This is a genomic window from Actinomadura sp. HBU206391, from assembly GCF_014323665.1.
In the GTDB taxonomy this organism is placed as follows: domain Bacteria; phylum Actinomycetota; class Actinomycetes; order Streptosporangiales; family Streptosporangiaceae; genus Actinomadura_C.
This window is the reverse complement of the sequence record NZ_JABVEB010000001.1, coordinates 86,056-102,831: the sequence shown is the minus strand read 5'-3', so window position 1 is coordinate 102,831 and position 16,776 is coordinate 86,056. Positions and strand designations below refer to the sequence as shown.

Below are 16,776 nucleotides of genomic sequence, written 5' to 3'. Positions count from 1 at the left end.
GGCCCGTGACGGCGCGCCACTACCCTCATAGGGTGACCGAGCCGAAGGCCGCCAAGTCCGAGCAGACCCGCATGCTGATCGTCGAGACGGCACTCCGGCTGTTCCGCGAGCGTGGTTACGAAGCGACCACGATGCGGGGCATCGCCAAGGAGGCGGGCGTCTCGGTCGGCAACGCCTATTACTACTTCGGCTCCAAGGAAGAGCTGATCCAGGCGTACTACGACGAACTGCAGAAGGAGCACAACGTCGCATGCCGGGCGGTGCTCGACCGGGAGAGCGATTTCGCGCCACGGCTGCTCGGCGTGCTCAAGGCCAGGATCGACACGATGGTGCCCTACCACGCCTTCGCCGGAAAGTTCTTCAAGTTCGCCGCCGAGCCGACCAGCCCGCTCAACCCGTTCAGCGCCGAGTCCGGTCCGTCCCGCCAGGGCGCCATCGCCATCTACCGCGAGGTCGTCGACGGGTCCGATCTGAAGATCGATTCCGGCTTCCGTGAGGAGCTGCCGGAGCTGTTGTGGCTCTACTCGATGGGGATCGTCCTGTACTGGGTGCATGACAGTTCACCGGGCTGCCGCAAGACCTACCTCCTGGTCGAGCGTACGGTTCCGCTGGTCAAGCGCATGGTGTCGATGTCGCGGCTGCCGGGTTTCCGCTCCGTCACCCGCGACCTCGTCGGCGTCATCCGCGACGTCCGCGCCTAGGGACCGGTTCGGCAGCCGGATCACCGATCGAGGCGACCTCCCGGTTCGACCGACCGGCGGAGTCGACCGGATGCGGACAAGGCGCGAGGTTGTCGTACTCGCGGTCTGTACCGGATGGGCACGCGCCTATTGACCTGCGGTCGGTCTCGGAGGGCGGCTGAAGAACAGCGCAGCCGCCCTCCTCGCGTACCGGCTCGTACTTCCGGAGTCAGACCATGCCGAGGTGCCGGCGGGCGAAGGCCATCTCGGCGGCCATCTGCTTGATCCGCTCCTCGACCACGAGTGAGCCGTGCCCGGCGTCATAGCGGTAGACGTCGTGCGGCGCGCCGAGTTCGTCCAGTCGCTCGAGGTAGTTGTCGATCTGCCGGATGGGGCAGCGCGGGTCGTTCTCCCCGGCGAGGATCAGCACCGGGGCGCGGACCTTCTCGACGTACGTCAACGGCGACGATTCGCGGTAGCGCTCCGGCACCTCGGTGGGCGACCCTCCGAACAGGGACCGGTCGAAGGCCTGCAGGCCCTCCATCTCGTCCTCGTACGCGGCGACATAGTCGGCCACCGGTACCGCCGCCACGCCAACCGTCCAGTCGTCCGGCTGCGTGCCGAGGCCGAGCAGGGTGAGGAAGCCGCCCCACGAGCCGCCGGTCAGCACCAGCGCGGCCGGATCGGCGAGCCCGGACGAGACCGCCCAGTCCCGGACCGCCTTGATGTCCTCGAGCTCGGTCAGCCCGACGCGGCCCTCGATGGCGTCGCGCCACTGCGAGCCGTATCCGGTCGAGCCGCGGTAGTTGACCTGGACCACCGCGAAGCCGTGGTCGACCCAGGCGGCGGCGGGTGGGGAGAAGGAGTCGGTGTCCTGCGCCGTCGGGCCGCCGTGAATGTCGAAGACCGTGGGGTGGGGACCCTCGCCCGGCGGCGTGGAGACCAGGGCGTGGATGCGCCCGCCCGGACCGTCCACCCAGACGTCGGTGACCGGCACCGAGCCGGGCGGCGGCGGGCCGGGCGGAGTGAGCACCACGGCACCGGAGGTCGACTTGATGACCGGCGGCTCGGCGGCATTGGTCCAGGAGAACTCGACGGTGCCGTCGGGCCGGGCGGTGGCGCCGCCTATGACGCCGCGCGGGGTCTCGATGCGCTCCAGCGTTCCGCCGGCCAGGTCATAGCGGTAGAGCTCGTCCCGCGCCTCGTGGGAGTGCGAGATCAGCAGCGCGGAGGCGTCGGGGTACCAGTCGGCGTCGATCTCGCCGGGCAGATCGAAGGTGATCTCCCGTTCCGATCCGTCGACGGGGTTCCAGATGAGCGCCTCGGGGCGTCCGCGTCGCTCGTGCTGCACCAGCAGCCGGGGGTCGCCGGCCACGGGGGCGAAGCCGAGCCCGTAGAGCCCCTTGCCCGCGCCGTCCCACAGGTCGGCGACGGTCGTGCCGTCGGGCCGGATGACCCGCAGCGCCATGTGCCGGCTGTCGCCGTGCTCGCTGTGGTTTATCGCGAGGAGGGTCTCGTCGCGGGACAGGGCGACCAGGTGCGCGTCCTCGCGATGTTCGTAGGCGGTCTCCGGTTCCGCGCCGGGGCGGCACAGATGGATGCTGGTGCCGTGCTCGCCCGTACGGCCGATGACGGCGAGACCGCTCGGCCCGACCGCCAGGCCCGCGGGGTATGAGGCGGGTAGTTCGGGCGCGGCGACCTCGTCGGCTCCGCCCTCGAACGGCTGCCGCATCCAGACCCCGAACTCGTCGCCGTCGGTGTCGGCGAACCACCAGATCCACTGGCCGGTCACCTCGACGGCGCCTATCCAGGTGCCGTTGACGCGGTCGGTGACCTGCCGCCGGGTGCCGGTCGTACGGTCCCAGGCGTAGATCTCCCAGGTGCCGGTGACGTTGGAGCGGTAGGTGCTGCGATGCGGCGCGTCGAGAGCCCAGCCCGGCAGGCTCACCCGGGCTGCGCGAAACCGTGCCTTCCAGCGTTCCTCGTTGACCATGCGCCCAGTATCGCGCGTCAGGGCAGGCCCGGGACCTGCTCGCCGGGGATCTCCCAGGCCGGATCGGGAGTGCTCTGCGGCACCGCGGCCGGCCGGCCCGGGTTCAGAGCGCGGTGCACGGCCTGGGCGACCAGCTCGATGGTCTTGACGCCGTAGGCCATGGACGGGTTGTCGTGGCTGAGCACGACGATCAGGTAGTCGTGCTCGTCGCCGTCGAAGCCGCCGATGCTGTGCACCCGCCAGCCGTGGGTCGAGCGCGGCAGCCAGCCGTTCTTCACGTGCGCGGTGACCCCATGGGGTGCACCGGCCGGCACTCCCCATCGCTGGGAGGCGACCACGGCGTTCATCAGCGTGAGCGCGTATCTCCGGGACCGGTCGGTCAGCACGGCGTTGGTCTCGGTGAACCTGGTCAGCAGGGTCAGCTGGTCGGCTGCGGTGATCTGGGTGAGACCCCAGTGGCCGCCGGGCCCGAGCGCGGTGTGGGTCATTCCCGCGAGCCGCAGAAAGCGCTTCAGCCGGGCGCGGCCGAGCCGCTTCCACAGGGTCGAGGCCGCGTCGTTGTCCGACCTGGTGATCATCTTGCCGGCCAGCGAGATCTCGCTCGCGGTGAGCAGCCTGTCCTGTTCGATGGCGTGGCGCAGCAGGGCCCCGAGGATGGTCACCTTCACGATGCTCGCGGAGTCGTAGTGCCGTCCGGGGCTCACCCGGCACCTGATCCGCCGCCGGCGGTCGTAGACGGTGACCGAGGTCGTGCTCCAGCGTCCGCGCAGCGCGGTGCGGATGCCGGTGCCGAGCCGCTGTGCCGTCGCCGCGTCGGCCGCCGATGAGCAGACCCGTGCGGCGGCCGCCGCGGCGCCGGGCGGGGCCACGATCCCGGTCGGCAGCGAGCCGGCGACAACGGCCGCGGACACCATTCCGCTGAACCGTATGAGACCGTCATGCGTCAGAGTCACAGGCTCGGGCCGGAGCCCCATCGTCAGGTTTCCCCACGTCCTGGAGGTTGATCATGCTTAGGGTACGACGTCTGTCAGCGACCGCCGTGATCGCGGTCATCGTCGGCGCGGGGCTCACCGCGTGCGGCGGGGACCGGTGGTGCGAGCACGACGCGACGGACACGCGTGTCGCCGACAGCTTCTGCGAGAGGAACACCCCGGGCTACGAATGGGAGTCCGGCTCTGATCACAAGAAGTCGAAAAAGAAGAAGAGCACCAAGAAGGCCTCGAAGAGTCGGGCAAAGCACTAATGGTGCTGCACATGCCTTTATTGCATGACATGTAATACCAGGTCATCGGCCTTCCGGCACTGTCTCACCCGAATACCTGCGGCGGCTCACCCGAATACATGCGGCGGCGAGTGCGTCCGTTCATCATGGCATTGGGGGACGTGACCGACCGGAGGCGGCGGCGATGGTGACGGACACTTCGATGGGGGGTCGGGCGGGAAATCTTCCCGCCGAGGTGAGGAGCTTCGTAGGGCGGCGTCAGGAGCTGACCGAGGCCAGGCGCATGCTCTCGGTGTCCCGGCTGGTGACGCTGACCGGCGTGGGGGGTGTGGGCAAGACCCGCATCGCGTTGCGGGTCGCCCGCCGCTTGCACGGTGCTTTCACCGACGGTGTCTGGCTGGCCGAGCTGTCGGCGTTGCAGGACCCCGAGCTTCTCGCGCACGAGGTGTCGGAGCAGCTCAAGCTGGCCGACACCAGCACCCGCCCGCACGTCGAGGTGCTGTCCGACTACTGCGCGGACAAACGGCTGCTGCTCGTCCTGGACACCTGTGAACACCTCATCGACGAGTGCGCCGCGCTCGCCCGCACGCTGCTGCGGGCCGCGTCCGGCCTGCGCATCCTGGCCACCAGCCGGCAACCACTGAACATCCCCGGTGAGCGGACACTCGCGATCGCTCCGATGCGGGTGCCGGACTCGGGCCCCGCGGCGGCCCGCTGTGACGCCGTGGCGTTGTTCGCTGAGCGTGCGGCGGCGGTGGTGCCGGGTTTTGTGTTGTCGGCGGGTAATGGGGATGCGGTGGCGGGGTTGTGTCGTCGGTTGGATGGGATTCCGTTGGCGATCGAGTTGGCGGCGGGTCGGTTGCGGGTGTTGTCGGTGGAGCAGATCGTTGCTCGGCTTGATGATCGTTTTGGGTTGTTGTCGGGTGGGGGGCGTGCGGTTCCGGGTCGTCATCGGGGGTTGCGTACGGCGGTGGGGTGGAGTCATGAGTTGTGCGCGCCGGGGGAGCGGTTGTTGTGGGCTCGGTTGTCGGTGTTCGCCGGGGATTTCGATCTGGATGCGGTCGAGGCGGTGTGCTGTGATGAGCGGCTTGCTGCGGGTGAGGTGCTGGAGCTCGTGTCGGGGTTGGTGGAGAAGTCCATCGCCTTGCGCGAGGAGAACGCCGCCGGCGTGCGATACCGGCTGCTCGACACCATCCGGGAGTACGGGCGGGACTGGCTCGACGCGCTCGGCGAGCGGCGCACCATGCTGGCCCGCCACCGCGACCACTACCTGCGCCTGGCGCGGCGCTGTGACGAGGAGTGGTGCGGGCCTGACCAGGTGGAGTGGCGGGCGCGGCTGACGCGCGAGCATGCCAACCTCCGCGCGGCTCTCGACTTCTGCTTCGCGACGCCCGGCCAGGTGCGCGTCGGGGTCGATCTGGCCGGCACCCTCTGGGTGCTCTGGGCCGCCTGCGGGCTCGCCAGGGAGGGCAGGCACTATCTCGACCGGGCCCTCGTGCTGGATCGGAGCCCCGGGCCGGTCCGCGCAAAGGCCGTGTGGGCGTGCGGGGTGGTCGCGATAACCCAGGGTGACTTCGACGCCGCCGAGACGCTCGCCGCCGAGTGCCGGGAGCACGCGGCGGACGGCGACGTGGCCGCCGCGGCACGGGCCGCCCACGTGTCCGGGCTCGCCGCCGTCTACCGGGGAGACCTGGCGCAGGGCGCGTCGCTGAGCCGGGAGTCGGCCGAGCTCTACCGGCTCAGTGATGATCCGGGCACTGGCCCGCTCATCGTGATGGTGAACCAGGCGATGGCGCTCACGATGATGGGCGACTTCGACGGCGCCGTGACCGTACTCGAGGAACACCGGGCCGAGTGCGAGAAGCACGGTGAGCTGTGGACCCGCTCCTACAGCGACTACGTGCGCGGCCTGGCCGAGCTCGGCCGAGGACGGACCGCCTCGGCGGTGTCGTACGGCCGCGCTTCACTCGGCGTGCGACGGCAGCTCGGCGAGATCGTGGGCATCGCGGCGTCGGTGGACCTGCTCGCCTGGGCCGCGGCCGCGGACGGCGAGGCCCACCGCGCCGCCCGGCTGCTCGGCGCCGCCCACCAGGTCTGGCGCGCCATCGGGCTGCCCCAGGTCGGCTGCCCGGAACTGATCGCTGCGCGTGACCGGTCCGAGCTCGCCGCCCGCGGCATGGTCGGCGACCGTGCCTACGACGCGGCCTTCGCCGAGGGCACCGAGCTGACCTTCGACGAGGCGATCGCCTACGCCCTGGGCGAGGACGGGACGGCCGCCCGCCCGCCCGGTCCGGCCCTGCTGACCCCACGCGAACGGGAGGTCGCCGAGCTGGTTGCCGAAGGCCTGTCCAACCGCAAGATCGCTGAGCGGCTGTACGTCGCGAAACGCACCGTCGACGCGCACGTCGAGCACATCTTCGCCAAGCTCGGGTTCACCTCCCGTACTCAGATCGCCGCATGGGTGACCGGCCGGCGAACGGGCGCGGAGTGAGCCGGGGCCGCCTGGAGGTGAGGCGCGGATGACGAACGCGCCGATGACCAGTGCGCCGTCGCCCAAGGAGCCGTCGCCTAAGGACATGAGCGGCCTCGTCGGGCGGCGCCGTGAGCTCGCCGAGATCAGGCGGGCGGTCGCCGGGTCGCGGCTGGTGACGCTGACCGGTGTCGCGGGGGTGGGCAAGACCCGGCTGGCGCTGGCCGCGATGAGCGAGCTGGGCAGGTCGTTCCCGGACGGCGTCCGGTGGGTCGACCTGACCTCCGTGCAGGATCCGGCGCTGCTCGGCCATGTCGTGGCGGCGGCGCTCGGCGTGAAGGGCCGGGCGGCCCGTCCGCAGAACGAAGTGCTCCTCGACCGCCTGGCGCACCGGCGGCTGCTGCTGGTCCTGGACGCCTGTGAACATCTCGTCGACGCCTGTGCGAACCTCGCCGGGCTCCTGCTGCGCGGGTTGCCGGAACTGCGCATCCTCGCCACCAGCCGCCAGCTCCTCGGCGTCGCCGGCGAGCGCACGCTGGTCGTGCCGCCGCTGCGCGCCCCCGCGCCCGGCTGCCCGGGAGAGTCCGTCGCGGCGTACGACGCCGTGGCGTTGTTCGCTGAGCGTGCGGCGGCGGTGGTGCCGGGTTTTGTGTTGTCGGCGGGTAATGGGGATGCGGTGGCGGGGTTGTGTCGTCGGTTGGATGGGATTCCGTTGGCGATCGAGTTGGCGGCGGGTCGGTTGCGGGTGTTGTCGGTGGAGCAGATCGTTGCTCGGCTTGATGATCGTTTTGGGTTGTTGTCGGGTGGGGGGCGTGCGGTTCCGGGTCGTCATCGGGGGTTGCGTACGGCGGTGGGGTGGAGTCATGAGTTGTGCGCGCCGGGGGAGCGGTTGTTGTGGGCTCGGTTGTCGGTGTTCGCCGGGGATTTCGATCTGGATGCGGTCGAGGCGGTGTGCTGTGATGAGCGGCTTGCTGCGGGTGAGGTGCTGGAGCTCGTGTCGGGGTTGGTGGAGAAGTCCATCGCCTTGCGCGAGGAGACCCCGGACGGGCTGAGGTTCCGGCTGCTCACCACGCTACGGGAGTACGGCGAGCAGTGGCTGCGTGCGCTGGGCGAGGAGCAGGCGTTCCTGCGCAGGCACCGCGACTTCTACCTGTGGCTGGCCGCGCGGGGCGAGCGGGCGTGGTTCGGGCCCGAGCAGAGCCGGTGGCTACGGCGGTTCGATCGGGAGCACGTCAATCTGCTGGCCGCCCTGGACTTCTGCGTCGAACGGGCCGAGACCCGGGCCGGGCTGCGGCTGGCCTCGGCGCTGCGCTTCCACTGGCTCTCGCCCGGCCGGGCGGCGGTGGGACGGCGATGGCTGGAACGCGTCCTGGCCCTCCCCGGCGAGCCGACCACCGCCCGGGCCGAGGCGCTCTACGTGAGCGGCCTGCTGGCGAGCCACCAGGGCGATCCGGAGTCGGCGGCCCGGCTCTCGGGTCTCGGGCGCGAGCTCGCGGAGCGGCTCGGCGACGCGCTCGCGCTGGCACAGGCGAGGCACCGCGAGGGAGCCGTCGCCGTTGCAAGCGGGGATCCGGACGGCGGGGCGACGCTGCTCGAGGAGGCGCTGGCCCGCTACGAGGCGGTGGGCGCGGGGGACCAGGCCGACGCGGTGCTCGCCCAGATCGAGCTGGCCGCGGCCGACGACCTGCGAGGAGACCTCGAAGGCGCCGTCGAACGCTGCCTGCGCTGCCTGGTGATCTGCCGGGCACGGGGCGACGGCACCCTGCAGGGGCACGTGCTCAACCTGCTCGCCGGGGCCGAATGGAACGGCGGCGAAAGGGCGCCGGCCGCAGCCCATGCGTGCGAGGCCGTACGGCTGTGGCGAACCTCCCCCGACCCGGTCACGCTCGCCCGCGCCGTCGAGCTGCTGGCCTGGATCGCCGAGGCCGACGGCGACGCCGAACGGGCGGCGGTCCTGCTCGGCGCGTCCCACGAACTCCGGCGGGCGCACGGCGCCGACGCGATGTCGCGATCCGCCCCGCACCCGTCCCACGACGCCTGCGTGGAACGGACGCGCCAGGCACTCGGCGACACCGCCCACGAGGCCGCCTTCCAGCGCGGCGCCGGTCTGACCGTCGAGCAGGTGGTCGCCCAGGCCCTCGGGGAGACGCCGCGACCGGGTGCCACCGGGCGGCATGGCGGCCCGCCGCTGTCCCCCCGCGAGTCGCAGGTCGCCGAGCTGGTGGCCGAAGGTCTGTCCAACCGGCAGATCGCCGAACGGCTCGTCGTTGCCAAGCGCACCGTCGACGCGCACCTCGAGCACATCCTCGCCAAACTCGGGTTCTCATCCCGCACCCGGATCGCCGCGTGGGTGATCGAGCAGCGCAACGGCGGTGAGTGAACAACTGCATGATCACGGGAGAAGGGTGGCTCCCCATGGCGCGGCCGAACCGCTGGACGACCGCCTCGCCGACTTCGTCGAGCGCGGAGCGCGGATCAGAACCGGAAGACCGTCAGCCAGTCGGTGCCGCAGGGCTGATAACCCAGGGCCTTGAGACCGCGTACGACCGCTCGCATGTGCCCGGCCCCCCAGACCACCGCGACGTCGATCGGTTCGGTGTGCCGCTCCTCGTGGATCGACACCAGCGCCCGCATGAGGAGCCGGTCGCGCTGGTCGACGATCACCTCTTCCATGGCGTCGATGAGCTCCGAGGTCGAGAGTTCGGCGTCGGAGAGCTCGAGGTCGAGTTCGAGATGGCGGGCCAGGAACCTGCGGTCGGAGAACATCAGCAGGTACAGGGCGAACAGGGGGACGAGAAAATAGATCAACAGCCGGGCGCGGAGTGGAATCTCGCCCCATCGCCGGTCGAACTCCGCGGCCGTCATGTCCGGCCGGACCGACGGGACGCCCAGTGCGTCGTAGTCGACGTCCTGGACGACCAGGTCATGCCGGCGGCTGAACCGGATCCAGCGGTAGATACGAGTGATGGCGTCGGCGCGCGAGGAGTCACCGATGACGCCCTCGGTGACCACGATCTGGCACGACCGGACGCGCGCGGCGACGGCCTCGTAGAAGTGCTGCTCGCCCACATGGAGCATGGGGAACAGCACGAACCGCATGGGAGACCCGCGACGCTTCATCACGATGACTGCGGACCGTACACCGGCCAGTTCGGTCACCTCGATGAGCTGCATGACCAAGGTTCACACGCAGCGGCGGCGGCGAAGGTGTCGCTCGACACAGGTGTGAGCACTCGGCCCCGCGAAGGTCTAGGGCACGGTCGTGAGCACCGCGGCGAGCTCGCCACGCGAGGCGACACCCAGCTTCGGGTAGGCCTTGTACAGGTGATAGCCGACCGTGCGGGGGCTCAGGAACAGCTGGGCCGCGATCTCGCGGTTGGACAGGCCCCGTGCCGCCAGCCGGACGATCTGCAGCTCCTGCGGGGTCAGCCCGGCGAGCGCGCCGGGAGCCGGCTGTCGCGGCGCGGTGGTGCCGGTCGCGCCGAGCTCGGTACGGGCACGCTCGCTCCAGGGCTTCGCGCCGAGGCGTTCGAAGGCCTCCAGGGCCGTCCGCAGATGGGTGCGGGCCTCGGCCTTGCGGCGGGCTCGGCGCAGCCACTCCCCGTACAGCAGCGCGGTGCGCGCGTGGTCGAACGGCCGGCTCGCCTTCGCGTGCAGCCGCAACGCGGCCTCGAAGTGGTCGGCCGCGCGCTCGGCCGGTGCGAGCAGGGCCCGGCAGCGCAGTGTCAGGGCGTCGATCCAGGGCTGCCGGGCGTGCACGGCCCACTTCTCGAACTGGCCGAACGCCTCGGTCGCGGCGTCCGGCCCGCCGACGCGTACGGCCGCCTCGACCAGATCCGGTGTGCTGCGGATCGCGGCGATGTGGAAGCGCGCCCGTCCCTGTTCGAGCGTCGTCAGCCGGGCCAGTGCCGCCTCGGCCCGTCCCAGCCCGAGATCGAGTACGCCCAGCGCGGAGTAGACCCAGGGCACCTCCCAGCTCGGGTCGCCGGTGGTCACGCGGGCGAGCGCGTCGTCGGTGAGCCGGCGGCAGAGCGCCTCGTCGCCGTCGAAGGCGGCCAGATGGGCGAGCGGTTCGCCGAGCCGCTGAGCCCACTGCCGCTGACCGGTGTCGCGCGCGATGCCCAGGGCCTCGGTGGCGGTGGCCAGAGCGTCGCCGTGCCGTCCGATGAACTGCTGGGCCGAGGAGAGGTAGAACAGCATCTGCGGCAGCAGGCCGATCCGGCCCTGTTCGCGGGTCTCGGCGGCCAGTGCCGACGCGAGTTCGAGGGTCACCGTGTCCTGCCCCAGGATCAGCCCGATGGCGGCGACCAGGATCAGGTCCGCGGGGTCGCCCGCAGCCGCGCGGGCCACCGCGATGAGCTCGTCGGAGTCGGCCCGCGCGTCCTCGGCCGCCGCGCCGGTCACGGCCCACCCGACCGTCGGCGAGGTGGCGAGCATCAGCAGCCGGCTCATCGGCGCGAGCGGATCCGCGGCGGCGAGCGGCACCGCCGCCAGCCGTTCGAGGCTCTCGGTGAGTTCCCGCTCTCCGGTGTACCAGCCGATGTGCGCCGCCTCGATCAGCATCGAGGCCGTACGGTGCGGATCGGCGGCCGACACCAGCTCGGCGCCCTCCATCAGCAACCGATAGGCGGCGCCCAGCGAACCGGCCCAGAAGGACGCCGCCGCCCGTATCTCGGTGAGCCTGGCCCGGAGGGCCGGGTCGGTGGTCAGCCCGGCGGCCTGCTCGGCGAGCCCGGCCGCCCGGTCGAGCTCGCCCGACTCGGCGGCCGCCTCCGCGGCAAGGGCGAGCCGGCGCTCCTGCGGCCCGGTGTGCGGGGTCAGGCGGGCGGCTCTCTCGTAGGCCGAGGCCGCGGCGGAGTAGCCGCTGCGCCGCTTGGCCCGTACGGCGGTGCGTTCGAGTTCCGCGGCGACCCGCTCATCGGGGCCTGTCGCGGCGGCGGCCAGATGCCAGGCGCGACGGTCGGCGTCCGCGGGGCGGTCGAGGGTCGTGGCGAGGGCGGCGTGCGCGGCGACCCGAGTGCCGAGCGGTGAGCCGTCCACCACGGCGGCGCGCAGCAGAGGGTGGCGGAACCGGACGCCGCCGTCACCGGTCCGGACCAGTCCGGCGCGTTCGGCCACGTCGAGATCGTCCAGCGACGCGCCGGAGCGCTCCGCGGCGGCCAGGATCACACCGAGATCACCGGTGTCCTCGAGTGCCGCGACGAGCAGAAGCGCCCGCGCCGTTTCGGGCAACCGTTCGACCTGCCCCTGGAACGCCTCGCGCAGCCGATCGGTCAGCGGCAGGATACCTTGCGGCACCCCCCGCGGTTGGCCGCCGACGCGTTCGCCCACGCGGTGGCTCTCGCCGAGGGCCTTGGGCAGTTCGATGAGGCCGAGCGGGTTGCCGGCCGCCTCGGACAGCACCCGGCGGCGCACGTCGGGGCCGAGATCCTCGCCGTACTCGCCGAGCAGGCCGGCCGCCGCACGTGCGTCCAGGCCGTCCAGCCGGAGCTCGGGCAGGCCGTGTGCGGCGAAGCCACGCTCGCCGTCCCGGGCGGCGAAGACCATCACGACGCCCTCGGCGTCGAGCCGCCGGGCGGCGAACAGCAGAGCGCCGGCCGACGCCCTGTCCAGCCCCTGGGCGTCATCGATCAGGCACAGCACGGGCCGGTCCTCGGCCAGGTCGGACAGCAGCGACAGGACCGCGAGGCCGACGAGGAACCAGTCGCCCGAGTCGGCGGCGGGCACGAGCCCGAGCGCGGCCCTGAGCGCCGTCGCCTGTACGCCGGGGAGCGCGCCGACACGGTCGAGCACCGGGCGGAGCAGCAGATGCAGCGCCGCGAACGGCAGCTCGGCCTCCGACTCGACCCCCGCTCCGCGGATCACACGCAGCCCCGTGGCGACCGCCTCGGCATGGTCGAGGAGCGCCGTCTTGCCGATGCCCGCCTCGCCGCGCACCAGCAGCGCACCGCTCTTGCCCTCGCGGGCGCCGGCGAGGAGGTCCTCGATGGCGGACAGCTCCGCGTCGCGCCCGTAAAGCATGTACGGCACCGTACCTATGCCGATCGGTCACGGCGAAATCAAGTACTTAAGCGCGACGGATTCCTCCTTCTCGTGATCTACGTAGCGTTCTGAACTGCAAGAACGAACGGATCACCGAAACGGGAGAGCACTCATGAGCGACATCACCGAGCTGGTCGGCCGGTACCTGCGCACCTGGAACGAGACCGACCCGGCGGCCCGCCGCGCCGCAATCGACGAACTGTGGGCCGAGGACGGAACCTACGTCGACCCGATGGGGGTCGCCGAGGGCCGCGACGCCATCGACGCGACCATCGCGGCGGTGCAGGCACAGTTCGCCGGCCTCACGTTCAGCCTGGCCGGGGCGGTGGACGCCCACCACGACATCGCCCGGTTCACGTGGCACCTCGGGCCGGCCGGCGGCGAGGCCATCGTGGTCGGCTTCGACGTCGCGGTGATGAACGGGGACGGCCGCATCGCGAGCGTCCTCGGCTTCCTCGACAAGGTCCCGGCCTGATGCGGCCACACAGAGAGCCGGAGCTCGTATGACACTCACTGCAAGCCCGCGGCCGGCCGCGCCGCCGGCGCCGAGCGGGGCGCCCTCATGGGCCACCCTGCTGGTTCTGCTGACCGGCATCTTCATCACCACGCTCGACTTCTTCATCGTCAATGTCGCGATCCCCTCCACCCAGAGCGAGCTGGGCGCGAGCCCGTCGGCGATCCAGTTCATCGTCGCCGGTTTCGGGCTGGCGCTGGCCGCGGGCCTGATCATCGGTGGCCGGCTCGGGGACCTGTACGGGCGGCGCAGGCTGTTCGTCCTCGGCATGGGCCTGTTCACCCTCGCCTCCGCGGCGTGCGGGGCGGCGCCGACCGCCGGATTCCTGGTCGGCGCCCGGGTGGCCCAGGGGATGGCGGCCGCGCTGCTGATGCCGCAGGTGCTGGCCATCATCAACACCGTCTACACCGGCGAGCACCGGGCCAGGGCCTTTAACGCCTACGGCATGGCCATCGGCTTCGGCGGCGTCTTCGGCCAGCTCATCGGCGGTGTCCTCATCAGAGCCGACCTCGCCGGGCTCGGCTGGCGCAGCATCTTCCTGATCAATGTGCCGGTCGGGATCGTCGCGCTGGCGCTCGCCCCGAGGCTGGTGCCCGAGTCCCGTGCCGCCGGCGGGGCGCGCGTCGATCTGGCGGGCGCCGCCCTGGTCACGCTGGGCCTGACCGCGATCGTGTTCCCGCTCGTGCAGGGCCGCTATGAGGGCTGGCCGGCGTGGACGTGGCTCTGCCTGGCGGCGGCGGTGCCGTTGCTCGGAGCCTTCGCCCTCCAGCAGCGCCGCCTCGCCGGGCGAGGCGGGTCGCCGCTGATGGATCTCTCCCTGTTCACCCGGCGGGCGTTCTCGGCCGGGGTCGTCACCAGTCTCGTCTTCCAGATGACCATGGCGTCGTTCTTCCTGGTGCTCGCGCTCTATCTTCAGGACGGCCGCGGCCTGAGCGCCCTGCACTCCGGCCTGATCTTCCTGCCGCTGGGCATCGGCTACTTCGCGGCGTCGATGCGGTCGGGCCGGGTCGCGGCGCGGCTGGGCCGCCAGACCCTAACCATCGGCACGCTCGTGGTCGCGGCCGGGTACGCCCTGCTCGCCTGGACCGCCGCCTCGATCGGCGACCATGGAGCCATCGAGTGGATCATTCCGGGCCTGCTGGTCGCCGGTGCCGGAATGGGCCTCGTCATGGCCCCGCTTCCGGCGCTCGTGCTCGCCGGGGTGCAGCCACGGCACGCCGCGGCCGCCTCAGGGGTCCTCGCCACCTCGCAGCAGGCGGGCGGCGCGATCGGCGTGGCGCTCATCGGAGTGGTGTTCTACGACGCCCTGGGCGCGCACCCGGCCGGACGTGACTTCCCGCGCGCTTTCGCCCTCGGCCTCGTTCTGCTCATCGCCCTGGGCGTCGCGGTCGCCGGTCTGGTGCAGCTCTTTCCCCGCCGCGTGAACGACTGACGGGGCCGGCGGCGAGCCGGACGCCCGGGGCCCTGGTCTCGGCGCGTCCGGCCAGCGCGTCTCTTCGGTCAGTCGTCCCCTCGCCGGCTCATGGGACCCCATGACCGGCGATGAGGCGTACGCTGCCCTCCGCGAGCCGGTAGGACAGGCCCACCACTGCGCAGGACCCGTCGGCGACTCGCTGCGCGATGATGTTGGAGCGATCGACGAGCAGGTCGACGGTGTAGCCGACGTGCGCCTCGCCGGCGGCGTCCGGATTGGTGAGGCCGTCCGGCGCGGACAGGACGCTGAGCATGACCCGCTCCACCACGTCGCGCATGAAGCCGGGGGGCGTCACGCCGTTGACCATGGCCTCGCGAGTGGCGGCGACGGCACCGCAGGAGTCGTGACCGAGAACCGCGATCAGCGGTGCGCCGAGGACGTCCACGCCGTACTCGATGCTGCCGAGCACCTCCGGGCCGATCACGTGCCCGGCGGTGCGGACCACGAAGAGGTCACCCAGGCCGCGATCGAAGATGATCTCTGCGGCGACCCGGGAGTCGGCGCAGCCGAACAGCACGGCGAACGGGTGCTGTGCCGGCGCGACGGCGGTTCGGTGGTCGGTGTCCTGGTGGGGATGCAGCCGGTCGCCGACGATGAAGCGCTTGTTGCCCTCGAGGAGCATGTCCAGTGCCTGGGCCGGAGTCTTCGGCCACGTTCCACCCATAACGTGCATTGTTCCTGGTCCCGCCTATACCTCCGCTATCGCCCCCCGGCAGGCGGCGCCGGGAGGGATGCACTGATCCACAGGGCGGTGTGGCGGATGGGGCACGAGCGTGACCCTGATGATCTCCGCCGGTCTGTTCGTCCTGACCGGCGCCGCGATGTTCCATGCCGGCCGGCGCAGGCGCTGACCGGCCGGGCTCGCCGCGATGAGCGACACGTCGTCGCTGGTGACGAAGGTTTCGCGCGTCTGGGGATAGGGTCGGCCTAGCCGATGCCTCCTTGGAGATGGAAACGGATGTCGGCCGTGGCGGTCCCCGTCCTCACAGAGGTTCGGGGACCGCCGTCGTCTTCGGTGACGCGTCCGGTCAGGTGGTCTCGGCCTTCCTGCTCACGTACGCGAACGGCCCGCGCACCCCGGCGCTGAAACGCTCGGCCGCCTCGAGCGCCAGTTTGAGCCGCTTCTTCGGAGCCATGCGGGATCGCGCGGTCGCGTACAGGGCACCGAGGGCGAGTTCCTCGCCGCAGCCGATGGCCGCGTATCCGTCGGCCGCTTCGCCGACCTGGTAGTCCGATTCGACACAGAACAGGCGACCGTTGACCCCGACGAGGAAGTCGCCGCCCTCCTCGCGCTCGGAGTCCTTCTTGGCCCACCCGCCCTCTTTCAGGCACTTGCGGACGGCGTCGACGAACGTGGTGGCCATGAACCTCTCGAGGTCACCCTCGGGATGTGGGGCATGGAGGGCGTAGCGCAGGAGCTGGCCCATCCGGAAGCTGGTGGTGAAGCCCATGACGTACGGGCCGTTGGTGAACACCTTGGAGTCGGCGCGAACGGTGAGGGACCACCCCGCGACTCCGGCCGAGTCGCCGCCGATGTGGACGACGCCCTCGTGAACGAGGCCGACGATCGCGGTCATGACGACGCTGGCCCGAGGGGACGGCCCGGCCACGCGCCCGGCAGGAGAAGCCGGGCCGGCCGGACGCCCATGGCCTTCTTCACGTTTCCGCCCTTCTTTCGAGCTCGGCCAGGCGCGCCTCGAGACCGGCGAGCCGTTCGAGCGTTTCCTTGAGCATCGCGTTGGTCTCGTCCTGGGCCTTCTCGAGGTGGCCGAGAACCGCCCCGGCCCGCCACTTCTTGCCACCGTCGCCGGTGTCGATCCCGTATTCCCACACGTCCTTGGCTGACACGTCGTCGTCCTCCTCCTCCGAGCGCGGCCTGCTTCACCCATGCGGACAGAGCCGCAGCAGCGGGGCGAACCGCGTTTCTCCGGCTTGCCAACATAGACCGGTGGCAGCGAGGACGGACCGGCATTCAACGGGTGTGTCGCAAGGCGCAGACCTGCGGTCAGGTCGAGGGGGCGTCACTCGTCGTGGTGGGCATCGACTCCGGGTCCGGCGTCGCGATGGGCCGGCCGAACGTGAGGGCGAGCTGCAGTTCGGGTTCGATCGCCGTTCGGTACTCGGAGTCGGGTTCCGCCCCGACGGCGTCGAGCACCGTGCTGAATGGCCCGATGACGTCATTCCCCGGGCACTCGCCGGGCCGTGGATGTCGGTGTGCATCCGTCCCCGGTCGTCGGCGAGGACGTGCCGGACCCGTGGCGGCGGCCCCGCCGTACGCCGGCCGCCGCCACCAGTGATCGCGCATCCGTTCCGGTACGCGTCACACGTCACTCCTCGGCGTGCACCGATCGCGAGACGGGTCTTCACCGACCCGGCGGCGC

The 16,776-nt window shown here is 71.5% G+C and carries 14 protein-coding genes; 6 read left to right on the top strand and 8 right to left on the bottom strand.

Going from position 1 to position 16,776, the window contains the following annotated elements; translation table 11 throughout:
* Positions 1-32: 32 nt before the first annotated feature.
* A complete protein-coding gene (locus tag HKK72_RS00505) occupies positions 33-701 on the top strand; it encodes a TetR/AcrR family transcriptional regulator (protein ID WP_315987002.1) in 669 nt (222 codons plus the stop codon).
* A gap of 208 nt (positions 702-909) precedes the next feature.
* On the opposite strand, the gene HKK72_RS00500 is transcribed toward HKK72_RS00505, so the two are convergent.
* Positions 910-2,673 carry a prolyl oligopeptidase family serine peptidase gene (locus HKK72_RS00500; protein WP_187232179.1) on the bottom strand — a complete coding sequence of 588 codons (1,764 nt, stop codon included), beginning with the start codon at positions 2,671-2,673 and terminating at the stop codon, positions 910-912.
* Between the two features lie 17 nt (positions 2,674-2,690).
* On the bottom strand, positions 2,691-3,587 hold the full coding sequence (locus HKK72_RS00495; RefSeq protein ID WP_187232178.1) for a serine hydrolase: 897 nt from the start codon (positions 3,585-3,587) through the stop codon (positions 2,691-2,693).
* Between the two features lie 92 nt (positions 3,588-3,679).
* Between HKK72_RS00495 and HKK72_RS00490 the strand changes: the two genes are divergently transcribed.
* The 3 genes from HKK72_RS00490 to HKK72_RS00480 all read left to right on the top strand — a co-directional run bounded on the left by HKK72_RS00490 (position 3,680) and on the right by HKK72_RS00480 (position 8,745).
* Positions 3,680-3,916: a hypothetical protein gene (locus tag HKK72_RS00490; protein WP_187232177.1), complete on the top strand. Its 237-nt coding sequence runs from the start codon at positions 3,680-3,682 to the stop codon at positions 3,914-3,916.
* Positions 3,917-4,130: 214 nt separating this feature from the next.
* Positions 4,131-6,386, top strand: coding sequence for a LuxR C-terminal-related transcriptional regulator (locus HKK72_RS00485; RefSeq protein WP_315987001.1), 2,256 nt, complete (start codon positions 4,131-4,133; stop codon positions 6,384-6,386).
* 28 nt (positions 6,387-6,414) lie between these two features.
* Positions 6,415-8,745, top strand: coding sequence for an ATP-binding protein (locus HKK72_RS00480; RefSeq protein ID WP_187232176.1), 2,331 nt, complete (start codon positions 6,415-6,417; stop codon positions 8,743-8,745).
* A 95-nt stretch (positions 8,746-8,840) separates the two neighbouring features.
* Here HKK72_RS00480 and HKK72_RS00475 read toward each other — a convergent pair whose 3' ends face one another.
* Positions 8,841-9,539 (bottom strand): hypothetical protein, encoded by a 699-nt coding sequence (locus HKK72_RS00475; protein WP_187232175.1) that lies wholly within the window; start codon positions 9,537-9,539, stop codon positions 8,841-8,843.
* 75 nt (positions 9,540-9,614) lie between these two features.
* Positions 9,615-12,386, bottom strand: coding sequence for a LuxR family transcriptional regulator (locus HKK72_RS00470; RefSeq protein WP_187232174.1), 2,772 nt, complete (start codon positions 12,384-12,386; stop codon positions 9,615-9,617).
* Positions 12,387-12,519: 133 nt separating this feature from the next.
* On the opposite strand from HKK72_RS00470, the gene HKK72_RS00465 reads away from it, so the two are divergent.
* Both HKK72_RS00465 and HKK72_RS00460 read left to right on the top strand, forming a co-directional pair.
* Positions 12,520-12,882, top strand: coding sequence for a nuclear transport factor 2 family protein (locus tag HKK72_RS00465; RefSeq protein WP_187232173.1), 363 nt, complete (start codon positions 12,520-12,522; stop codon positions 12,880-12,882).
* A gap of 28 nt (positions 12,883-12,910) precedes the next feature.
* On the top strand, positions 12,911-14,353 hold the full coding sequence (locus HKK72_RS00460; RefSeq protein ID WP_187232172.1) for an MFS transporter: 1,443 nt from the start codon (positions 12,911-12,913) through the stop codon (positions 14,351-14,353).
* An 88-nt stretch (positions 14,354-14,441) separates the two neighbouring features.
* Here the strand turns inward: HKK72_RS00460 and HKK72_RS00455 are convergent, their stop codons facing one another.
* The 4 genes from HKK72_RS00455 to HKK72_RS00440 all read right to left on the bottom strand — a co-directional run bounded on the left by HKK72_RS00455 (position 14,442) and on the right by HKK72_RS00440 (position 16,550).
* The gene (locus HKK72_RS00455; RefSeq protein ID WP_187232171.1) at positions 14,442-15,059 is read right to left on the bottom strand and encodes a carbonic anhydrase; all 618 of its coding nucleotides are present in this window, start codon (positions 15,057-15,059) and stop codon (positions 14,442-14,444) included.
* 364 nt (positions 15,060-15,423) lie between these two features.
* Positions 15,424-15,972 (bottom strand): hypothetical protein, encoded by a 549-nt coding sequence (locus HKK72_RS00450; protein ID WP_187232170.1) that lies wholly within the window; start codon positions 15,970-15,972, stop codon positions 15,424-15,426.
* Positions 15,973-16,051: 79 nt separating this feature from the next.
* Complete coding sequence (locus tag HKK72_RS00445; protein WP_187232169.1) at positions 16,052-16,243, bottom strand: hypothetical protein; 192 nt, start codon at positions 16,241-16,243, stop codon at positions 16,052-16,054.
* A 157-nt stretch (positions 16,244-16,400) separates the two neighbouring features.
* Entirely contained in the window at positions 16,401-16,550 is a 150-nt protein-coding gene (locus tag HKK72_RS00440; RefSeq protein WP_187232168.1) for a hypothetical protein, read from the bottom strand.
* Between the last annotated feature and the right edge of the window lie 226 nt (positions 16,551-16,776).